21 protein-coding genes are annotated in these 21533 nt (G+C 60.4%); 4 read left to right on the top strand and 17 right to left on the bottom strand.

The annotated features are described in order from the left end of the window. Positions 1-13: 13 nt before the first annotated feature. From nrdR to ACMHLQ_RS16885, 13 genes are all read right to left on the bottom strand, one after another. The gene (gene nrdR, locus ACMHLQ_RS16945) at positions 14-481 is read right to left on the bottom strand and encodes a transcriptional regulator NrdR (RefSeq protein WP_415401884.1); all 468 of its coding nucleotides are present in this window, start codon (positions 479-481) and stop codon (positions 14-16) included. Between the two features lie 137 nt (positions 482-618). Continuing rightward, on the bottom strand, positions 619-1056 hold the full coding sequence (locus tag ACMHLQ_RS16940) for a hypothetical protein (RefSeq protein ID WP_415401883.1): 438 nt from the start codon (positions 1054-1056) through the stop codon (positions 619-621). Positions 1057-1260: 204 nt separating this feature from the next. Further along, entirely contained in the window at positions 1261-1677 is a 417-nt protein-coding gene (locus ACMHLQ_RS16935; RefSeq protein ID WP_415401882.1) for a hypothetical protein, read from the bottom strand. A 108-nt stretch (positions 1678-1785) separates the two neighbouring features. Beyond that, positions 1786-2190: a secondary thiamine-phosphate synthase enzyme YjbQ gene (locus tag ACMHLQ_RS16930; protein WP_415401881.1), complete on the bottom strand. Its 405-nt coding sequence runs from the start codon at positions 2188-2190 to the stop codon at positions 1786-1788. A gap of 13 nt (positions 2191-2203) precedes the next feature. Next, on the bottom strand, positions 2204-2473 hold the full coding sequence (locus ACMHLQ_RS16925; RefSeq protein ID WP_415401880.1) for an HlyU family transcriptional regulator: 270 nt from the start codon (positions 2471-2473) through the stop codon (positions 2204-2206). A gap of 84 nt (positions 2474-2557) precedes the next feature. Continuing rightward, the gene (gene rpoD / locus ACMHLQ_RS16920) at positions 2558-4549 is read right to left on the bottom strand and encodes an RNA polymerase sigma factor RpoD (RefSeq protein ID WP_415401879.1); all 1992 of its coding nucleotides are present in this window, start codon (positions 4547-4549) and stop codon (positions 2558-2560) included. A gap of 128 nt (positions 4550-4677) precedes the next feature. Continuing rightward, on the bottom strand, positions 4678-6621 hold the full coding sequence (gene dnaG / locus ACMHLQ_RS16915) for a DNA primase (RefSeq protein ID WP_415401878.1): 1944 nt from the start codon (positions 6619-6621) through the stop codon (positions 4678-4680). A gap of 41 nt (positions 6622-6662) precedes the next feature. Continuing rightward, positions 6663-6962 carry a hypothetical protein gene (locus tag ACMHLQ_RS16910; protein ID WP_415401877.1) on the bottom strand — a complete coding sequence of 100 codons (300 nt, stop codon included), beginning with the start codon at positions 6960-6962 and terminating at the stop codon, positions 6663-6665. Positions 6963-7006: 44 nt separating this feature from the next. Continuing rightward, positions 7007-7552 carry a sarcosine oxidase subunit gamma gene (locus tag ACMHLQ_RS16905; protein WP_415401876.1) on the bottom strand — a complete coding sequence of 182 codons (546 nt, stop codon included), beginning with the start codon at positions 7550-7552 and terminating at the stop codon, positions 7007-7009. Next, positions 7545-10478: a sarcosine oxidase subunit alpha family protein gene (locus tag ACMHLQ_RS16900; protein ID WP_415401875.1), complete on the bottom strand. Its 2934-nt coding sequence runs from the start codon at positions 10476-10478 to the stop codon at positions 7545-7547. Before ACMHLQ_RS16900 ends, ACMHLQ_RS16905 begins: the two co-directional genes overlap by 8 nt. Continuing rightward, positions 10475-10738, bottom strand: a complete 264-nt coding sequence (locus ACMHLQ_RS16895) for a sarcosine oxidase subunit delta (RefSeq protein ID WP_415401874.1) — start codon at positions 10736-10738, stop codon at positions 10475-10477. The genes ACMHLQ_RS16900 and ACMHLQ_RS16895 overlap by 4 nt, the downstream gene beginning before the upstream one ends. 76 nt (positions 10739-10814) lie before the next feature. Then, positions 10815-12068: a sarcosine oxidase subunit beta family protein gene (locus tag ACMHLQ_RS16890; RefSeq protein WP_415401873.1), complete on the bottom strand. Its 1254-nt coding sequence runs from the start codon at positions 12066-12068 to the stop codon at positions 10815-10817. Positions 12069-12335: 267 nt separating this feature from the next. Then, complete coding sequence (locus ACMHLQ_RS16885; protein ID WP_415401872.1) at positions 12336-13766, bottom strand: Glu/Leu/Phe/Val family dehydrogenase; 1431 nt, start codon at positions 13764-13766, stop codon at positions 12336-12338. Between the two features lie 337 nt (positions 13767-14103). Here ACMHLQ_RS16885 and ACMHLQ_RS16880 point away from each other — a divergent pair, with 337 nt between their 5' ends. From ACMHLQ_RS16880 to ACMHLQ_RS16865, 4 genes are all read left to right on the top strand, one after another. Beyond that, positions 14104-15438 carry a pilus assembly protein TadG-related protein gene (locus ACMHLQ_RS16880; RefSeq protein WP_415401871.1) on the top strand — a complete coding sequence of 445 codons (1335 nt, stop codon included), beginning with the start codon at positions 14104-14106 and terminating at the stop codon, positions 15436-15438. Positions 15439-15678: 240 nt separating this feature from the next. Next, entirely contained in the window at positions 15679-17073 is a 1395-nt protein-coding gene (locus ACMHLQ_RS16875; protein WP_415401870.1) for a pilus assembly protein TadG-related protein, read from the top strand. Then, positions 17070-17609, top strand: a complete 540-nt coding sequence (locus ACMHLQ_RS16870) for a TadE/TadG family type IV pilus assembly protein (RefSeq protein ID WP_415401869.1) — start codon at positions 17070-17072, stop codon at positions 17607-17609. Before ACMHLQ_RS16875 ends, ACMHLQ_RS16870 begins: the two co-directional genes overlap by 4 nt. Beyond that, positions 17606-18157, top strand: coding sequence for a TadE/TadG family type IV pilus assembly protein (locus tag ACMHLQ_RS16865; protein ID WP_415401868.1), 552 nt, complete (start codon positions 17606-17608; stop codon positions 18155-18157). Before ACMHLQ_RS16870 ends, ACMHLQ_RS16865 begins: the two co-directional genes overlap by 4 nt. Here ACMHLQ_RS16865 and ACMHLQ_RS16860 read toward each other — a convergent pair whose 3' ends face one another. From ACMHLQ_RS16860 to ACMHLQ_RS16845, 4 genes are all read right to left on the bottom strand, one after another. Further along, positions 18158-18652: a hypothetical protein gene (locus tag ACMHLQ_RS16860; RefSeq protein ID WP_415401867.1), complete on the bottom strand. Its 495-nt coding sequence runs from the start codon at positions 18650-18652 to the stop codon at positions 18158-18160. Positions 18653-18694: 42 nt separating this feature from the next. After that, positions 18695-19639, bottom strand: a complete 945-nt coding sequence (locus tag ACMHLQ_RS16855; RefSeq protein ID WP_415401866.1) for an NAD(P)-dependent oxidoreductase — start codon at positions 19637-19639, stop codon at positions 18695-18697. 78 nt (positions 19640-19717) lie between these two features. Next, positions 19718-20692, bottom strand: coding sequence for a membrane dipeptidase (locus ACMHLQ_RS16850; RefSeq protein WP_415401865.1), 975 nt, complete (start codon positions 20690-20692; stop codon positions 19718-19720). After that, on the bottom strand, positions 20692-21528 hold the full coding sequence (locus ACMHLQ_RS16845) for an NAD-dependent epimerase/dehydratase family protein (protein ID WP_415401864.1): 837 nt from the start codon (positions 21526-21528) through the stop codon (positions 20692-20694). Before ACMHLQ_RS16845 ends, ACMHLQ_RS16850 begins: the two co-directional genes overlap by 1 nt. Positions 21529-21533: the final 5 nt, after the last annotated feature.

The raw sequence follows: 21533 nt of genomic DNA, 5'->3' as shown, positions 1-21533 counted from the left end.
TCTGCCCCTGCGCTCACTCTTCCGAAGGCGCGTCGGGCCGCAATTCCTGAACGAACTTGTCGAAATCGTCCGCCGCTTGGAAGTTCTTGTAGACGCTTGCAAAGCGCACATAGGCGACCGTATCGATCCGTTGCAGCGCTTCCATCACGATCTCACCGATGGTGGTGGACTGGATGTCGGTTTCGCCCATGGATTCAAGACGGCGCACAATGCCCGAGATCATCTGATCAATGCGCTCGGGGTCGATGGGGCGTTTCTGCATCGAGATGCGGATCGAGCGTTCGAGCTTGTCCCGGTCGAAGTCTTCGCGTTTGCCATTCGACTTGATCACGACGAGGTCGCGCAATTGCACTCGTTCGTATGTGGTAAAGCGGCCACCGCATGCCGGACAGAAACGACGGCGCCGGATGGACACGTGATCCTCGGCCGGTCGGCTGTCTTTTACCTGAGTGTCAATATTGCCGCAAAACGGACAGCGCATCGCGCATCCCCCTTCGAATTATCTGCCTGTAGTGGGGATTTCCCCCTTATCACCTAAACTATAGGGGGTCGCCTAGGTTTTGGGTAGAGGGGAAATGACACCGCTAGATGAGCGGTGTCATTTCAGCCGTGTCGATTTCAGCGGCGCAACAGGGTGTCTGGGCCGACACGTACCTTGAGATTGCGGAACTGACGGCAGAGCGCATGGGCATGCCCTGCCGAAAAGGTCAGCCCGGCCTTGCGAATGCCGAGCGAAGTTGAACTGAACGCACCCTCAACAGGCGCCGTGGTAAACACGACCGCTCTGCGCCCCGGTGTGGTCTGCGACGGCCCGCGCGGCACTTCGACGGCCAGATCGCCATCGCGCTGACCCAGGACTTCGCGGGCGTAGATCCCGGCCGCGCACCATATCTGTGAATTGCCTGCGCCGTCCGCCTCGATGATCTCGAATGAATTGGCGTCAATCTGCACGGCTGGCAACGTATAGCGCTCGCGCCTCGAAGAATCCTGGGCTGGTGCAAGGGTCGGGGCGGTGATCAAAGCGGCCAAAGCCGCAGCAAAATACTGTTTCAACATATCAAATCTCCTTTCCCCATAAGAAGTAGGCGTCAGGGCGTTGAACAGGAAATCACTTGATCGCCATGCGGCTCAAGACACCCAGCATGCTGATATATTTCAATAAATTTGAACGCCTTCGCGCCGCCCGGCCTATTCGTTCACGCTTTCGCACTCAAACGTGGGAAGCCAAGCGCTACAGGCGCTGCAAGACATTCGCGCCAATCAGCGGACCTGTACCCTGAGGTTTGGCGTGTCGTTGCACAAGGCATAGGCGTGATTGATGCTGAACACCTGGCCTGTCCGCCACACACCTTGTGTAAACGCAGAGAAGGCGTTGGGCACAGGCTGCGTTGTAAACCGAACCCCTACGCGACCCTGCAGCGAAACGGCAGGGCCACGCCCTTCCTCAATGTACAGTGATCCGCTGCGTTGACCCAAAACCTCGCGCGCATAGATGCCGGCGGCGCACCACAGTTGTGTGCCACCTGCCCCGTCGCTTTCGATCACCTCGAACGAGCCTGCATTCAGCGCGTAGACCGGAATTTCGAAAATGTCCCGCCGTGTCAGGCTTTGTGCCGAGACGATGGTTGGGGCAGTAACCATGGTGGCAAGCGCGGCCATCAGAAGTGGTCTCAGCACGGGCAGTCTCCTTTTACATGTCCACCTTGTCGGCGGCCGCAGAATACAATTTGGCCCCTTCCCGGAACTGTGCAAGGGCGATGTGCCAATTCACATACGCACACAGGGTCAGCCGAGGTGGCAGACGACCGTGCGTGTCTTTGCCGCGTCGCGGTGTTCGAACAGGTAGATCCCCTGCCACGTGCCCAAGAGCGGACGTCCATGCGCCACCGGGATTTGCAGACTGACGGGCAAAAGCGCCGCCTTGATATGCGCGGGCATATCGTCCGGACCCTCATAGGTATGGGTCAGATATGACATCGACGGATCGGTTGACGGGGGCACAAGACGTTTGAAAAAGTTGGCGAGGTCCGTTTGCACCTCCGGGTCCGCGTTTTCCTGGATCAGCAGCGAACACGAGGTGTGTTGGACAAACAGCGTCAGCAGGCCATCGCCTTGCACCCAGCCGGTGACGTCGCGTGTGAACTCGTAAAGACCCTGGCCTTGGGTGCGGATGTGGAACGTGTTTTGCATGCACCCTGCCCCGTCAGCGGAACAGCCCGTCGCCCTGTTCGTCGATGACCTGCCTGGCCTTGGCGATGGTGGCGGCCACAGCATCCTCGTGCGAGGCTATGGTATCGGCGCGGATCAGGCTGTGGGTTTTGGTTTGGCCGTCCACATCCTTTTCGATCCGGGCAGACAGGCGGTAGCCATCGGATTCCTTTTGCAACGTCGGGATGATGCGAAAATCTTTGTAGGTTTCACCCGCGGGCTCAGGTGATCCGCCACCTCCAAACAGTTTTTTCAAGAGTGACATGGGCTGTCTCCTTGGCTGTTGTGGCAGGTACGAGTGCTGAGGACGGTGCTGCTGCGACCACCGTCCCCGACTATTTTCTGACGCTTACTGATCGAGGAAGCTGCGCAATTTGCGGCTGCGGCTGGGGTGCTTGAGCTTGCGCAGCGCCTTCGCCTCGATCTGGCGGATACGTTCGCGCGTTACGCTGAACTGCTGGCCAACTTCTTCCAGCGTGTGGTCGGTGTTCATACCGATACCAAAGCGCATGCGCAGCACGCGTTCTTCACGCGGGGTGAGCGAGGCCAGAACGCGGGTGGTGGTTTCCTTGAGGTTTTCCTGAATGGCGCTGTCGAGCGGCAACACGGCATTCTTGTCCTCGATGAAATCGCCAAGCTGGCTGTCTTCCTCGTCCCCGATGGGGGTTTCGAGGCTGATCGGCTCCTTGGCGATCTTCATCACCTTGCGAACTTTTTCGAGCGGCATTTGCAGCTTTTCGGCCAGTTCTTCTGGCGTGGGCTCGCGGCCGATCTCGTGCAGCATCTGGCGGCCCGTACGGACCAGTTTGTTGATCGTTTCGATCATGTGCACGGGGATACGGATGGTTCGGGCCTGGTCCGCGATGGACCGGGTGATCGCCTGACGGATCCACCACGTGGCGTAGGTCGAGAACTTGTAGCCGCGGCGGTATTCGAACTTGTCGACCGCCTTCATCAGACCAATGTTGCCTTCCTGGATCAGGTCGAGGAATTGCAGGCCACGGTTCGTGTACTTCTTGGCGATGGAGATGACGAGGCGCAGGTTGGCTTCGACCATTTCCTTTTTCGCCTGCCGGGCTTCTTTCTCGCCCTTCTGGACCTGCTGCACGATGCGACGGAATTCAGAGATATCAAGGCCGACATATTGGCCGACTTGCGCCATATCCGTGCGCAGTTCTTCGACCTTTTCGGCGGAGCGTTCGATGAACATCTGCCAACCGCGACCGGTCTTGCCGCCCATTTCGTCCAGCCAGCCGGGGTCAAGCTCGCGACCGCGATAGGCGTCCACGAATTCCTTGCGGTTGATGCGGGCCTGGTCGGCCAGTTTCACGATGGCGCTGTCGATCTGCATGATCCGGCGGTTGATGCCGTAAAGCTGGTCGATCAACGCTTCGATCCGGTTGTTATGCAAGTGCAGTTCATTCACCAGCAGAACAATCTCGGCGCGCAGCTTCTGATACATCTCCTCGTCACCCGAGGAGAATGAGCCGTCTTCGTTCAGTGTGGCCGAAATCCGGCTGTCCTGCATTTCGCTGAGCATCGCGTAGTCGTTGGCGATCACGTCGAGCGTTTCGAGAACCTGGGGCTTGAGCGCAGCCTCCATTGCGGCCAGCGACATGTTGGCCTGTTCATCCTCGTCGTCGTCGTCATCCTTGGCGATCGGGTTGCCGTCGGCGTCAAGCTCGGGGCCTGCATCCGCCTTTTCCTCGGTCGGGGCGGCACCGGCGGCGGGAACAACGGGTTCCGCGACCTCTTCGCCCTCTTCACCCATCGTGTTGCCGAATGTCGCCTCAAGGTCGATCACGTCGCGCAGCAGGATTTCTTCGCTCAGAAGTTCGTCGCGCCAGATTGTGATGGCCTGGAATGTCAGGGGGCTTTCGCACAAGCCCGCGATCATCGTGTTACGGCCGGCCTCGATCCGCTTGGCAATCGCGATTTCGCCTTCGCGGGACAGCAGTTCGACGCTGCCCATCTCGCGCAGGTACATGCGCACGGGGTCATCTGTCCGGTCTAGTTTTTCCTGCCCCGTGGCGCCCAGGGTCAGATCGCGGGTGCCTTCGGTGGCGACCACATCGGTCGAGCCCTTTTGCTCTTCCTCTTCGGCCTCTTCATCCTCGATGATGTTGATGCCCATTTCGGACAGCATCGACATCACGTCCTCGATCTGTTCCGAACTCACCTGATCGGGTGGCAGCACCGTATTGAGCTGATCGTAGGTGATATACCCTTTTTCGCGGGCATCACCGATCATCTTCTTCACGGCGGCCTGACTCATATCAAGCGAGTGCTCGTTGTCGTGATCGTCCGTCTTGGAGTCTTCGTTCGTGTCTTTCGCGGCCATACTGGGCTCCTTTACCGGGGCTCCTGAACGATTCGCTTGCCCGAATCGCTGCCAGAATCATTTCGTGCTCAGGGTGATTCGGCCACCCTCTTACATGTATTTTCCTAAGGATTCGCGGCCAAAACGCATCACCGTCCCGGCTTTGAAAACTTGATCTGGTCCATCAACGCGGAAAACGCGTCTCTTTCGTGCCGACTGATTCGCGCGCCATTGTCGCCCGTGTCATATTCGGCGTTATCTTCCTTACTACTGCGGGTTGCATCAGCGGCTGCTGCGGCCGCCTGACTGAGCCGCCAGGTCACCCCTTCGTCCGCGACCCCTTCCAGGTCCTGCACCGCATCTGCGATCTCTGCGTCCAGCCCCTTTGCCGCGCTGAGTTTTGCAAGCTCTTCGGCCACGGTCATGCGGGCCATCTCGGCATTGCCTGGTGTGCGGATACAGGGAATGATTGCCACATGGCGCGATGACAGCAGGTTATCAAGGGCTTCGGGGCCCAGTGCGCTGAAAATCTTTTCGTGCAACACCTCTGCTCCCAGGTATCCGTGCCGCAGAATCAGGTCGCGCAATACGGCATGGTCCGGATCGGCGCAGGTCAGGCCCTCCAGCCCGCTTTCGAATTCTTCGCTGACTTCAGGCGTCAGTGCGAGGGCCGCAAGGATCGCCGCCTCGCGCATATGCACGGCAACATGGTCGTTGCCCGTCGCAAGCGCCGAGGATTTGGTGCTGGGCATGGCGGTTTGCGGAGGTTGCCAGCGCCCCTGGCCGCCACGGCCATTTGGCGCACGTTGCGGGCGGAACAGGGCCCACCGCAGATCCTTGATTTCCTGCCCGTAATGCTGGCGGATCGATGGATCGGCGATCAGTTTGATCTTGTGGCGCAGCGCCTTGTCGAGGGCCGCCTTGCGTTCAGGACTGTCAAAATTTTTGCCTTCGGTTTCGCGCTGCCACAGCAGCTTGACCATGGGCATGGCGTCGTCCAGCAGCTTTTGCAGCGCGCCCGCCCCTTGCGCCTTCAGCAGATCGTCGGGGTCCTGTCCTTGCGGCATCAGCGCAAAGCGCAGGGATTTACCCGCCTCCAGCGCGGGTAGCGCCAAATCGATCAGGCGCATCGCGGCACGCAGGCCGGCCGTGTCGCCATCCAGTGCAATGATCGGCTCGTCCGCGATCCGCCACAGCATCGCCAGTTGGTGTTCGGTGATGGCCGTACCCAGCGGCGCGACCGAAGCACCAAAGCCGTGTTCCGCCAATGCAATGACATCCATGTACCCTTCGGCCACGATCAGAGGCTGGCCCTTGCCCGCCGCCGTGCGGGCCGGGCCGTGGTTGTAAAGGCTGCGCCCCTTGTCAAACAGCTCAGTCTCAGGTGAGTTCAGGTATTTGGCGTTGTCATTGGGGTCCATCGCGCGGCCCCCGAAGGCGGTGCAGCGCCCACGCGCATCGCGGATCGGAAAGATGATGCGGCCCCGGAACGTGTCATAGGGCTTGCCGCCCTTTTGCGATGGTTTGGCAAGGCCAGCGCCAAGGATCAGATCATCCTCGACCCCCTTGGCCTTGAGCACATCCCAGAGACCCTGCCATGCATCCGGGGCAAACCCGATTTCCCAGCGATCCTGCGCCGCCCCGTCCAGTCCACGCCGTTCAAGATAGGCACGCGCCTCTGCTGCGGCCCCAGTCTTGAGTTGCAGGCGAAAGTGCTGGACGGCCATTTCCATGACTTCGGCCAGTTGCGTGCGCCGATCCGATTTTTCCTTCGCACGCGGGTCGCGTTCGGGCATGGGCATGCCCGCTTCGCCTGCGAGGATCTCGACCGCTTCCATGAAGCCGACATTTTCCGTCTCGCGCACAAAACTGATGGCGTCCCCTTTGGCGTGGCAGCCAAAGCAGTAGTAATAGCCCTTGCGGTCATCGACGTGGAACGAGGCCGTCTTTTCGTGGTGGAACGGGCATGGTGCCCACAGGTCGCCCTTGCCCTGATTGGACTTGCGCGCATCCCACATGACCTTGCGCCCGACAACCTGACCAAGGCTGAGGCGGGTGCGCAATTCGTCCAGAAATCCCGGGGGCAGGCTCATTCACATAATATTGGGGCGACGCGGCGCAGAGTCCAGCGCGCTTACTGCTGCAGGCACAACTCGCTCCAGGCATCCGCGAGGCTTTCGTCGCGAATGACCTTGCGCTTTTGCTCGTAGACCCAGGGTGTAACCAGCGGAATGGCGCTGTTGTACTGTTCGGGCCATGTTGGGCTTTGCCCCAGAATGTGCGTCTGCACGTCGCGTTCCGACACGCGGTCAAGGCGCGCCTGCTGGACGGCGGCGACCACTTCGGCCTGATAGCCGCAGCTTTCCGCCTTGTCCTGGGCAAGGGCAGGTGACGCCAGCATGGCAGTCGCAAGGATCAGGGAAAAGCGGGTCATGGCAGGCTCCGGCATGGCAGGGTCACGAGAATCGTCGCGACACTCTATCCCCGGGCCCCGACGCTTTCCATGGCCCTTTGCAGATCGTGCAACAGCGTGCCTGCCATGGATCGAAAGACGAGGATCAGGAAGGCATCCGCCCCCACACGCGTCACCGACCCGTTCATATGCTGCACCTGCGTGCGTGCCGTGTGACCACGCTTGAAGGTGGCTGCACTCAGATCCAGCGGGATAAGGCGCGCCAGCACGTCCTCGACCCCGCGGCCTGACAGATGCACTGCTGTCCACGCGTCGGTCTGATCGGTGAGCGCCGCGTGTTGTGCAAGACCTGCATCGGGCGCAGGTCCGGCCAGCAACGTCATCTCGCGGCCGAACCAGATGGCGCGCGCGCCCTCCTTGCCCGTGGTGCGATTGGGTGCGGGCCAGGCTATGCCATGCGCGTCCTTCAGCGCTGCGCCCGCTGCCTTTGCCCGCCCGTGATAGGGCGCGACGGATGTGAGCGTGCCCAGATCGACCTCGGCCAGTGTAACCCCACCCACTGTCAGGGGCGCCATGTCATCCAGCGGGCTCTTTGCGATCAGATCAGCCACGTGTGCGTACTCCCTCGGGGTCAAAGAACACCGGATCACACAGTTCGACCCGCGTCTGGATGCCGCGCAGATGGTCCACCATGTTCAACACCTCACCGTGTCGTGTGAGCCCGTCGCACACGAACCCGAGGCCAAGGAAATGGCCCATCGTGGGCGAGAACCCGACCGAGGTGATGTAGCCCTGATCGTGTTCACGCACGGCCTCTTCCCCGTCCGCATAGATATGCGCGCCCGCAGTCAACTGCTTCACCGGACCGACGGGTTTGAGGCCGACCAGCTGTTCGCGCCCTTCGGCCAACAGACCGGGGCGGGCGGCCATGGTCTTGCCGATGAAATCCTTTTTCTGCGACAACATCCGATCCATCCCCAAATCGGATGCGGTGATGCGCCCGTGAATCTCGGCATGGGTGATGAACCCCTTTTCAATGCGCAGAACGTTCAGCGCTTCCATCCCATACGCCCCGCCCTGCGACGCCTCAGCCCGCGCGACCAGCAGGCGGAACAGGCTGTCGCCGTAGCGGGAGGGCACAGCAAGCTCATAGGCATGTTCGCCCGAGAACGAGATGCGGAACAGCCGCCCCTGCAAGCCCTGCAATGTCACCGGCCCACAGGACATGAACGGCCAGGTATCGTTATCAAGCGTGGCGTCCAACACTCCGTTCAGCAATTCGCGCGCCTTGGGGCCCGCGACGGCAAACTGCGCCCATTGCTCGGTCACCGACATGATGCGGACATCCCATCCGGGATGCAGGACCTGGGTGACGAATTCCAGATGGCGCATGACCTGCCCGGCGGCAGCCGTTGTGGTTGTCATCACATAGTGGTTTTCATCCAGTCGCGCGGTGGTGCCGTCGTCCATGACGAACCCGTCCTCGCGCAGCATGAGGCCGTACCGCACCCGCCCTTCCTTCAGGGTCGAGAACATGTTGGTGTAAACAAAGTCGAGCAGCTTGGCCGCGTCCGGCCCTTGAATGTCGATCTTGCCCAGGGTCGAGACATCGCACACCCCGACGGCCTCGCGCACATAGCCGATCTCGCGATCACAGGACTGGCGCCAGGTCTTTTCGCCCGGGATCGGGAAATATGACGGGCGATACCACAACCCCGCCTCGATCATTGGTGCGCCAGCGGCAACGGTTGCCGCGTGGCTCGTGGTCTTGCGCTCGGGTGCAAATCCCTTGCCTTGCGCACCTGCCCCGAAGGCCGCCAACGCAACGGGGCTGTAGGGTGGGCGGAAGGTCGTCGTGCCGGTTTCGGGAATGCCGCGCCCGGTGGCGTCGGCCAACAGGGCCAGCGCGGTGACATTCGAATTCTTGCCCTGATCCGTCGCCATACCTTGGGTCGTGTACCGCTTCATATGCTCGACCGAGGTGAAATTTTCGACCGCGGCCTGTTTCACGTCCTTCACGCTCACGTCGTTCTGAAAATCGAGCCATGCGCGCCCTTTGCCCGGCACCGCCCAAAGTGGCTCGACAACATAGGGGCTGTCATCTGAAACCGGCATCTCAACCGACGCAGCAGTCATCCCGAGGGCGGCCAGACTGGTTTGAGCCGCAGCAGCCCCTTCTGCCAGACAGGCCGCAGTGGAAAAGGTTCCGTTGCAGGACCCCGCAGTCTCCATCCCCGGAATCGCACCGGGGGACGGGACAAAGCTGGCGATATCTGCATTCCAGACCGGGCGTCCGTTCATATGGCATGTCAGATGCACCGTTGGGTTCCATCCGCCAGAGACCGCGAGACAGTCGGTCATGATCCGTTCGGTGCCCGAAGACGTCTGTACGCTGATCGCCTCCAGGCCCTTGCGCCCATGGCTGCCTATGATCTGCGCACCGGCCATGACCGGGTAGTCGCCAAGCGCTTGCGCGTCCTTGCGGCTGTCGATGACGCCAGCGACGTGGACACCGGCCTCTTGCAGGTCCATCGCCGTGCGATGCGCATCGCTGTTGTTGGCAAAGACGGTGATCGCCTTGCCCGGCGCCACGCCCCAGCGGTTCAGATAGGCGCGCACAGCGCCCGCACCCATGATGCCGGGGCGGTCATTGTTCTGAAATGCGATATGCCGTTCGATAGCCCCAGCGGCCAGCACGGACCGTTTGGCCACAATGCGCCAGAACGTTTCCTTGACGCCGCCCCGGGGCACGCCATCCACATGATGCGACACACGCTCGAGCGCGCCGAAGGTGCCGCCATCATATGCCCCCGTCACCGTGGTGCGGGGCATCAGGCGGACATTATCCATTTCTGCAAGGGCCGCAACCGTCTTGGCCGCCCAGGCAGCACCTGGCATGCCATCGACGGATAGGGTTTCGGCGTTCAGGCGACCGCCCATGCGGCTGTCCTCATCCGCAAGAATGACCTGCGCACCCGATTGCGCCGCTACCATCGCCGCCATGAGCCCGGCAGGGCCAGAGCCGATCACCAACAGGTCACAGAACGCATACGCCTTTTCATAGTGATCCGCGTCTTTGACGCCCCCCAATGCGCCAAGGCCCGCAGCCCTGCGGATTGCAGGCTCGTACACCTTTTCCCAAAATGCGCGAGGCCACATGAACGTCTTGTAGTAGAACCCGGCCCCAAGGAACGGCGCAGCCAGATCGTTGACGCTGAGCAGATCGAAACTCAGCGAGGGCCAGGCATTCTGGCTGCGCGCCTCCAGCCCTGAATAGATTTCCTGCACAGTGGCACGTACATTCGGGTCGGTTGCAGCCCCCGTGCCCACGGTTACAAGTGCATTGGGCTCTTCTGAGCCTGCCGTCAGGATGCCACGCGGACGGTGGTATTTGAACGAGCGGCCCACCATGCGCACATCGTTCGCCAGAAGGGCCGAGGCCAGCGTATCGCCCGGATGTCCGCGATAGGTCGTGCCATCAAAGCGGAATGACACCGACTGGCTGCGGTCGATCAGCCCCTTGCCATCCACCCTCATCGCGCCACCTCGGTTGCCAGAACCGCCTCCTTGACCTCGTGAGTCGCCGTGTTGCGGGTGACTTTCAACCACGCGCCACAGCCTGCATCATGGCTCCACAATTCCTCCAGATCGCCCGCCGGGTTTTCGCGCAGGTGCAGGTAATTGTCCCAGACGTCTTCGCCCGCATCAGGCGCCGGGCGCTGCAACATGACGGCTGCACCCTGGTAGTAAAACTCGCGGTGATCCCGCTCACCACAGATCGGACAGGGCAGTCGCATCAGACGCCTCCCTCATGGGCGACACCGCCCGGGTTCATTGTTCCAGAAATATGCACATCCAACATCTCGAAAGCCCTTAATGCAGGTTGTGTTGCGAGCCGGTCGACTCTTCGTCCATGATCCCCGCCCCGGTCCGGAACCGATCCAGACGGTGGTGAACGGTGGTCGGGTGCGGCGTATCGGTGGCTAGCAAATGCGCGAAGGTATGGCCCGAGGCTGGCGTTGCCTTGAACCCGCCATAGCACCAGCCGGTGTTGACGTAGAGACCGGCGATGTCCGTGCGATCCATGATGAAGGATCCGTCGGGCGACATGTCCATGATCCCGCCCCAGCTGCGCAGCATCCGGGCCTTGCCGATCTGGGGCATCAGCGTCATCGCGGCCTCGGCGACATGTTCGACCAGCGGCAGGTTCCCACGTGCGGCATAGCTGGAATACATGTCCAGATCGCCACCAAAGACGAGGCCGCCCTTGTCGGACTGGCTGATGTAAAAGTGGCCCATTCCGTAAGTGACCACGTGATCGAGGCAGGGTTTCAAACCTTCGGTGACAAAAGCCTGCAACACATGGCTTTCGATGGGCAGGCGCAGGCCCGCCATCGCCGCCACCTGGCTTGACCGCCCCGCCGCCACCATCCCGACCTTTTTCGCCCGGATGGGTCCGCGGGTTGTCTGTACGCCCTTGACCACACCGTTCACGACGTCGATGCCAGTGACTTCGCATTGCTGGATCAGGTCGACACCGCGATCACTGGCAGAGCGGGCATAGCCCCAAGCCACGGCGTCATGGCGCGCCGTGCCTCCGCGTTTGTGATACAAACCGCCATAGATCGGAAACCGCGTCTGATCGAAATCGATCATCGGCAACATCTTTCGCACACCCGCCGTATCGAGCATGATCGCGTCATCACCCTGCCCGATCATCATGTTGCCACGCCGCACAAAGGCGTCGCGCTGTCCGTCGGAGTGAACCAGGTTGATGATCCCGCGCTGGGAATGCATGACGTTGTAGTTCAGGTCTTCTTCCAGACCTTCCCACAGCTTCAGCGAGTGTGAGTAGAATTCCGAGTTGCCGGGCAGCATGTAATTGGCACGCACAATCGTGGTGTTGCGGCCCACATTGCCGCCCCCAAGATACCCTTTTTCCAGCACGGCCACATTCGTGAGCCCATGCACCTTGGCAAGGTAGTGCGCGGTCGCGAGCCCATGCCCGCCGCCGCCGATCAGCACGATGTCATACTCGGCCTTGGGTTCGGGGCTGCGCCAATGCGGCCCCCATCCTTTGTTCCCTGTCAGCCCTTCGGCAAGGACCTTCAGCCCTGAAAAGCGCATGCGCATCTCCGCCCCGTGTCATCCCGCGTCATCGGCACAACAATCACCATCTGCGACGGTGTAGCAAGGGGGCGTTCGCCCGCCCTTGCGCTTTTCGACATCGGCCGGTCCGCCAGCGACCGATTGCAGTCTTCCAGCGGATTGCGGGGCGCAAGCCGCAGTCTTCAGAGAGATGCGAGAGTACGGGGATCACCAGGGTGGCAGCCGCAAACGCCAATGTGATGTCCGAAAAAGTGGTGAGGCCGGGCAATCGCCCGGCCCCAAGGCTTACAAACCCTTGGCGCGGTAGCTGTCGGCCACCTTGCCGATAGACACAAGGTAGGCAGCGGTGCGCAGATCATCGACGTTGTCACGCTCGTGCCAGACAGTGGCCATCGACTGGTAGGCCGCGCGCATGGTGTCATCGAGGCCAGAGCGGACCAGTTCCAACTCGTCCGCGCCGCGCAGGTACTTGTCCTTGAAATCGGGCGTCATGCTCCACTTGTCACCAAGGTGACGGCTCAGCCGCTCCAACTCGTCCACAACCAATTGGTGGCGTGCCTCTTCCTGACGGCGCTGCATGCGACCAAAGCGGATGTGGCTGAGGTTCTTGACCCACTCGAAGTAAGACACGGTCACACCGCCCGCATTTGCGTACATGTCTGGAATGATGACTGCCCCCTTGTCGCGCAGGATGGCATCGGCACCGGCGGTGACGGGCCCGTTCGCCGCCTCGATGATCAGCGGAGCCTTGATGTTTTCCGCGTTGCTCAGGTTGATCACCCCCTCGAGGGCCGCAGGCACGAGGATATCGCAGTCTTCCTCGAGGACGACTGCGCCGTTTTCCACATAGGTGCCATCAGGATATCCCGCGACGCCACCGTGAGTGCCAATCCAGTGGCGGATCGCCTCGACATCGAGCCCTTTGGGATCGGTCAGCGCGCCATCACGCTCGATGATACCGACGATTTTGCACCCGTCCTCGTCCGCCAGGAACTTGGCCGCGTGGAAGCCCACGTTGCCCAGCCCCTGCACCACAACCCGCTTGCCGTCCAGCGTGCCAGACAGCCCGGCCTTTTCCACGCCCTCGCTGTCACGGAAAAACTCGCGCAGCGCATATTGCACACCGCGCCCCGTGGCTTCCGTCCGGCCTTGGATACCGCCCGCGTTGGTCGGCTTGCCCGTGACGCAAGCCACGCCGTTGATGTCGGTCGTGTTCATGCGCTTGTACTGATCGGCGATCCACGCCATCTCACGCTCGCCCGTGCCCATGTCGGGGGCGGGCACGTTCTGGCTGGGGTTGATCAGGTCGCGCTTGATCAGCTCATAGGCAAAGCGGCGCGTGATCTGTTCCATCTCGTGATCATCATATTCGCGCGGATCAATGCACAGACCACCTTTGGAGCCGCCAAAGGGTGCCTCGACCAGCGCGCATTTGTACGTCATCAGGGCGGCCAGCGCCTCGACCTCGTCCTGGTTCACGCCCAAGGCAAACCGAATGCCGCCCTTCACAGGCTCCATATGTTCGGAATGGACCGAGCGATACCCGGTAAAGGTCTGGATCTGGCCACGCAGGCGCACACCAAAGCGCACGGTATAGGTGGCATTACACACCCGTATCTTTTCCTCGAGACCCGGCGGCAAATCCATCAGCGCCACTGCGCGGTTGAACATGATGTCAACGCTCTCGCGAAAGCTCGGCTCGTTTGGTGTGCTCATCCGGTGTCTCCTTGTTCCGGTTCGACTCGCGTATCCGCAGTCTGTGCGAGCAGCCTATGACGGTTCCGTTAACTCATGCGACTTTTTTGTGCATTTTTTGAAATTCCCGAAATAGCAAAGCAATTGAATCGAATTGCTGCACGATCCGACCCACGGGAACCGGACTGTTTCTACCCTTGCCACAGTGCCTTACATCGTCTGCAAGTTTGCCAGATTTCTGCCACATTTGCCCCCTTATTGCCTCACTATAGTCTCCTTGCTGCCAGAGGTTACGATGTCTGTTTTGAATTCTGCCACAAAGCGCATTAACCGCTTTTCCCGCGAAGAAGACGGGTCCATGACCATCTTTGCGCTGTTCATGTTCATGATGATGATCCTTGTCGGGGGTATCGCCGTCGACCTGATGCGCAACGAGATGGACCGCACCAAACGCCAGAACACACTGGACCGTGCCGTATTGGCCGCGGCTGATCTGGATCAGACCCTGGAACCTGCCGATGTGGTGAAGGACTACTTTCTCAAGTCCGGCTTTGATGATGCCGTCACCAGCCTGAGTATCGACGAGGGGCTGAACTATCGCACGGTCAGCGCGACCTCCAACACCACGACGCCGACGCAGTTCATGCGCCTGATGGGCAAGGACACCTTGCCCGTCTTTACCGCAGGCACCGCGACCGAAGAGGTGCCCAACATTGAAATCTCGATGGTTTTGGATATTTCCGGATCCATGCGCTACTCGGATCGCATGACCGAACTGCGCCCGGCGGCGCGCAACTTCATCGACACCTTGCTGGAAGACGATCTGGCCGATTACACGTCGATCAACCTGATCCCCTATGCAGGCCAGACCAATCCCGGCCCGTTCATGTTCAACCGTTTGGGCGGGACACGCTATGCTTCCGTCCCGCTGGATGAAGAGGATGGTGGCACCGAAGACGATCTGTACCCCAACGTATCGTCCTGCCTGGAACTGGGTGCCGCTGACTTCACCCATGCCGGTCTGCCCAGCCTCGGGGCCTATGCGCAAACGGCGCATTTCATGAACTGGACCATTGCGGCCAGTGTGATGGAATGGGGCTGGTGCCCGCAGGATGACACCGCGATTCAGTACGCATCCAATAATGCCACCGCGCTCAAGCAATTCATCACCGACATGCCCATGCACGACGGCACCGGCACAGCCTATGCGATGAAGTACGCACTTGCCCTGCTAGATCCGACGTCGCAGGCGGATTTTGCCGCCATGTCCACCGCCGGGCTGGTGCCCGAAGAGTTCTCGAACCGTCCCGCCGGTTGGAAAGACCCCGACACGGCCAAGTATATCGTGCTGATGACGGATGGGCAGATCACCGAACAAAAGCGCCCCACGGATATCACGCATGAGGAAAACCCGACTGTCGAGCTCCAGCACCGCCCCTCTGGCGACAAGACACAGATCACCTCGGCCAGCCAGAATGTCACGCGCTTCTACTCCATCTGCGACCTGGCCAAGTCGAGCGAGCGCAACGTCGAAATCTACACGATTGCGTTCGAAGCCCCGGCTGCGGCCAAGACACAGATGCGCAACTGCGCATCCTCGCCCTCTCACTACTATGATGTAGAGGGCAGCGAGATCGACGAGGTTTTTCAGGCGATCGCACGTCAGGTCAGACAGCTGCGTCTGGTGAACTGAAGCAGGAACCGCTTTTGGGAAGTGATTGGTAAACAACTGGTTAACAGTTAGCACATACGCATGCGCATTGTTCGCAAGATTGTGCAGAAATCACAAACACTTCCCCATTCTGCCCGATTTCGGACAGATTCTCCCTGCACTGAGGAGGGTGGAGACAAGGGTCTAATCCCGAGTCAAAAAAGAACTGAACGGTGCACTATGTCGTCGAACAACAATGAAACATTCGCTGCCAAGATCAGCTTGAAAACGAACCCTCATGTGGGGCCGTCAAAATGCTGGGCGTTCCGATTTGCACGGACCGAAGACGGCTCGATGACGATGTTCGCTGTCATGATGATCATGATGATGCTGCTGGTTGGCGGTATCGGTGTCGATATCATGCGTAACGAGATGGAGCGCACACGGGTTCAGGGCGCCATGGACCGGGCCGTGCTGGCCGCGGCCGACCTCGACCAGACGCTTGATCCCAAGGATGTGGTCAAGGACTACATGAAGAAGTCGGGCCTCGGCCACTATGCCGTCGATGTCGATCCCGACACGGGCCTGAACTATAAAACCGTGATCGCCTCGACAGACGGAACGACACCGACACAATTCATGCGCCTGATGGGTGTTCCCACCCTGCCCGTGCCGGTACGCAGCGCCGCCGAAGAACGGATTTCGAATGTCGAAATCTCGATGGTGCTCGACATCTCCGGTTCGATGGGGCGCAACAGCAAGATGGCCAACCTTCAGGATGCGGCCAAGACATTTGTCGACACCGTGATCCGGACAGAGACAGACGATCTGATTTCGATGTCTCTCATTCCCTACACTGCGCAGGTGAATGCCGGTTTCCCGATCTTTGACGAACTGCCCATCGACGACCTGCACGCGTTTTCCTACTGCGTGGATTTCGAGAGTACTGATTTCACACTCGCCGGTCTGGACCTGAACGCCAGCTACCAGCACATGCAGCACTTTGATGAGGGCTGGTACTATTCGAACCCGATCTCGAACCCCGGCTGCCCGCAGCAGGATTACGAAGAGATCATGCCGTTCAGCCAGGACAACAACAACCTCAAGGCACGCATCGGTCAGTACCGCGCACGCGCCAACACCTCCATCCACCTCGGGATGAAGTGGGGCGTCGCAATGCTGGACCCCAGCTTCCGGCCCATCACACAGGCCCTGGCCCTTGAAAACCGCATCGACAGCGCGTTTTCCAACCGCCCCGCCGCCTATGATGACGTCGAGACGCTCAAGACCGTGGTGCTTATGACGGACGGTCAGAACGTGGATACGACACGCATCCAGCCCTGGTACTACAACAGCGCCAGCGAACGGGTGCATTGGTCGAAGTATCCGCTGCACTGGTATCTCAACAACCACAATGTCGGCAGCTGGAGCAACTGGCGTTACACCAAGTACACGTCGAGCCAAGCGGACGACATGCTGGAGGACATCTGTGATGCCGCCAAAGACAAGGGGATCGTCGTGTGGTCCATCGGCTTTGAGGTGACCAACTATTCCGCCGGCGTGATGGAAGACTGCGCCTCCTCGCCCTCCCACTTCTTCCGTGTGGAAGGCGTCGAGATCAGTGAAGCCTTCGAGGCCATCGCCAAGCAAATCAACCAATTGAGGCTGACCCAATGATACGCAAAGCCAAACACTTCCTGCGCCGTTTCCGTCGTGACGAGGACGGGCAGATGATGGTCGAATTCGCTCTGGCGGTGCCCCTTATCTTCACCCTGTTCCTGACTTCGGTCGAAATGGGCATCTACGCCCTGCGCCAAAGCTTTCTGGACCGGGGCCTGGACATGGCCATTCGGAACGTACGCCTGAACACCGGCGCGAACTATTCGCACCTCGATATCAAGAACATGATTTGCGAGTATTCCGGTTTCCTGCCTGATTGCGACACCGCGCTCAAACTGGAGATGAACCCGATCAACCCGCGTGCATTTGCCGGATTCAACGGATCCGCCGACTGTGCCGATGTCTCGCAACCGGTGACGCCTTCGCGGTCGTTCGTGCATGGCTCTGAGCACCAGCTGATGATGCTGCGTGCCTGCTACATGTTCGAACCCGTGTTCCCGACAACCGGTCTTGGCTACTCCTTTACCAAGGACGGCACAGGCCGCGTGAAAATGGTTTCGCTGTCGGGATTTGTACAGGAGCCAGGCGCATGACCCATTTCATTTCCTACCTTCGCCGCTTTCGCGACGAGGAACGTGGCAGCATCGCGGTTGAAACCGTCCTGATCCTGCCGATCCTGTTCTGGGCCTACCTGTCGATGTTCGCCATCTTTGACGCCTATCGCCAGCACTCGCTGAACCAGAAGGCCGCGTTCACCATCGGCGATATCATCTCTCGCGAGACGACGCCGCTGGATGCCGCCTATATGAACGGCACACGCGAAATGCTGGCGTATCTGACGGCCAACAGGACGTCCGATGTGGCGATCCGTGTGACCAGCGTCAAATACGACGGAAACAACAACATCTACAAACGCGACTGGTCCAAGCGCAAAGGCTGGATGCCGGCGCTGACCAACAACGCGGTCAAAGCGCTCAAGGACGATCTGCCCGTCATGCCGCACAACGAACGCGTGATGGTTGTCGAGACCTTCGTCAAATACGACCCGCCGTTCAACACCGGCCTGCAAGAGCGTGAGATTCACAACTTTGTCTTCACACGCCCGCGCTATGCGCCCCGCGTCTTGTGGTCTAGCGACTAATCAGTCAGACGAACGTTCTGCAATCATGGCCGAGATCATCTCGGCCATGAATTTTGCCTGATGGCCGGGTGTCATGCCGCCCACGCCGATGCGTCCGCCCATGCGCCACCAGATGCCGGGGCGCCAAGTGCGCGGGCCCGTGTCTGCAATACGCAGCAGAAACCCGTTTGACGGTTTGAAGGCGAACATGCCCCGGTCGATCGAAATGATATTGTCTGTCGTCGTCAGCACGTTTCCCGCACTATCGCGCAGTTCCTGCATGGTTAGCTCGAGTGTGAGCGCGGTTGCGCGGCGCATCTGTTCCGCGATCCAGATCGCACCGCCCCCCAGCACAAACAGAAACACCTGCCAGCCCATCGCGGGCGGGCGCACGATGCCCACGTAAATCACCATGAGTGACAGCACCCAGAGCGACCCGATGCCAAGTATGCGTCGCCCGGGCGATGCCGTGATGGTCGCAAGGACCGCGTCTTTGTCTGCGATGTCGTTCAACATGGGCCGTTGCCTAGCCCGCCCTTTGCCTGCTCACAAGGCCCGTTAGCGCCGCACAACCACTTCGGCGCCCTGTTCCTCGGGTTCATCGTCGGTCATTTCCGCTGGAAAGCCGGGCGCGGTGACATCCAGCCCGGTCGCATCCTCAAGCCGCTTGATGATGTTGGGGCTGAGCTCGCGCGGGCCATAGCGCGTGATCCCGTCCTGGAAGATGTCGATCAGCAGCGGGTTCAGTTCCAGCGGCACACCGGCCCTGTCGGCCACATCCTGGAACAGGCCGATATCCTTGGCCACAAGGTCCATGGTGAAGGAGATGTCGCGCGAGCCGTTCAGGATCACCTGGCTTTCGGTTTCGTGCACGAATGACGTGCCAGAGCTGATCGCCATAGCCTCATAGGCCACGCCAAGGTCCATGCCTGCGCCCTTGGCCACGGTCAGCGCCTCGGCCACGCTGACCAGATTGGCGGTGGCCAGGAAATTCGTCAGCACCTTGAGCACAGAGGCCGACCCAAGGTCGCCGGTGTGCAACACCCGCCGCCCCATCGTGGTGAGCAGCGGCAAGATACGCTCGAACGTGGCGCGGTCGCAGCCTGCGAAAATGCTGATGTTGCCCGTATCGGCCCGGTGACACCCGCCCGACACGGGGCAATCCACCGCCGCGCCCCCTGCGGCAATCACCTGTGCGCCGATACGTTTGACTTCGGCCTCGTCCGTGGTCGACATCTCCATCCAGATCTTGCCAGGGCCGATATGGGGCAGCATCTCGTCCATCACCGCCGCAGAGGCGGCGGGGCTGGGCAGGCAGGTGATGACCGCATCGCAATGCTGCATCAGTTGCGCCGGGCCTTGCCCGTCTCGTGCACCTGCCGCGACCTTCGCCGCAACGAACTCTGGGTTCAGATCGTGGACAGACACGTCATGCCCGTTGCGGATCAGGCTGCCAGACAGTTTGCCGCCGACATTCCCAAGTCCGATAAATCCGATTTTCATCACGTCTCCCCTCGATTTTCACCCAAGCAAAACCGGCTGGGGGCACCTGTCCGTTCTGTTTGCGACACGCGCGTCGGCTTAGGGGCGCGGCGCGAAATTCTCTTTGTAAAAGCGATACCAGTTGGCGCCCATGATGCCCGCAACTTCGTCACCGCTCATGCCCGTCGCGCGCAATCCGGTTTCGATGTTGCCAAAGTCGCGGTTGTCGCGGAACCATTCCGGCTGTGGCGGGAAACCGGGCGCGGCGGCAGAGCCTTCACCATAGTCGATCTCCTTGCTCCACCGTCCGACACGCATCCATTCCACGACGCTGTCAGGCTGGTCCTGGCACAGGTCCGACCCGATGCCGATGCTGTGGGTGCCGTAGCGCTCGGCCGTGCGTGCGACAGCCTCGCAAAAGGATTGCAACGTGCAATCACTGCCCCCTTTCAGGTGATGCGGATAAAGTGAAAATCCCAGCATCCCACCGTTCTGCGTCACCGCGCGGATTACGTCGTCGCGCTTGTTGCGCAAGGCCGGATGCCAGTCATGCGGGTTGGCGTGGGTGATCGCAATGGGGCGTTCAGAGATGTCAGCCGCCTCAATCGTCGAACGGTCTGCCGAATGGCTCATGTCCACCACCAGCCCGACGCGGTTCATCTCCTTGATCACCTGACGGCCCATGCGGGTGATGCCAGTGTCTTCGGCCTCGTAACACCCCGTCGCAAGCAAGGACTGGTTGTTATAGGTCAGTTGCATGAACCGCGCGCCCAGCGTGTGCACGATCTCTACCAGGCCGATATCATCCTCGATCGGGCTGGGGTTCTGAAAGCCAAAAAAGATCGCCGTCTTGCCCCCGGTCCGCGCCCGGTCGATGTCGCTGGCCCATAGCCCCTTGGTGATCAGGTCAGGATACTGCTCGAACCACCGGTTCCAGCGCTCGAAATTCAGCACCGTCTCGCGGAAATTCTCGTGATAGGCGATGGTGACATGGACGGCATCTACACCCCCTTCGCGCATCTGGCGGAACACCTTTTCCGACCATTTGGCATATTGCAGGTTGTCTATGCGCATCAGCTGCCTGTGTCGTCTTTTTTCAGATTCAGCAACGGCATCGCGCTTTTGCCCAAAGAGATGCCGGCAAATGGGCCGCCATGGCAGTAGTCAGACGGGTTTTGCGGATCGAGCGGCTCTGAATTCGCATAAATCTCTTCTGCGAACCGTTCTGCGTTGTCGCGCGGGCGATACCCAAGATGGCGCGCACCGGAATTGTCCACGGGCGCGCGATCATTGTCGGAAATGCCATAGATGACTGAAAATCCGGTGATTGGCGTTTCAATAGAACGTTTGACCAGCAGGATCATGTCATCATAGCTCAGCCAACTGCCCACTGCGCGTGGGTTGCTCACAGGCGCGCAGGAATAGATGCGCAGACAGACCGACTCCAGTCCGCGCTTTTCCCAGTACATCCGGCCCAGATCCTCGGCAAAACACTTGGCAAGGCCGTAGAAGGTATCGGGACGGTGCGGGACGTCGATGCCGATGGCTTCGTTCTTGGGATACATGCCAACCGCGTGGATGGAAGAGGCATAGACAACACGGCGGACACCGTGGCGGTGCGCGGCCTCCCACACATTGTAAGCCCCGACAAAATTCGGGCCCAACAACTCTTCGAACGGGGCCTCGTCCACGACCGCACCGAAGTGGATCACCATATCGGCCCCTTCCAAAAGTGGCTCCACCGCCGCCATATCTGCGATATCCGCCTGCACATAGGTTTCATTCGCGGCAAGATCGCCGACGCCATCGACGATGTCGGTGGACAAAAGCGTGTCGCACATCGCGGCAAGCGGCGCGCGCAGGCGCGACCCAAGACTGCCTGCGGCACCGGTCAGAACCAGTTTCTTCACTCTAC

The organism is Tateyamaria algicola, assembly GCF_047715485.1.
GTDB lineage: Bacteria > Pseudomonadota > Alphaproteobacteria > Rhodobacterales > Rhodobacteraceae > Tateyamaria.
The sequence above is the reverse complement of the archived record's forward strand: the minus strand, read 5'-3'. Positions and strand labels throughout refer to the sequence as shown.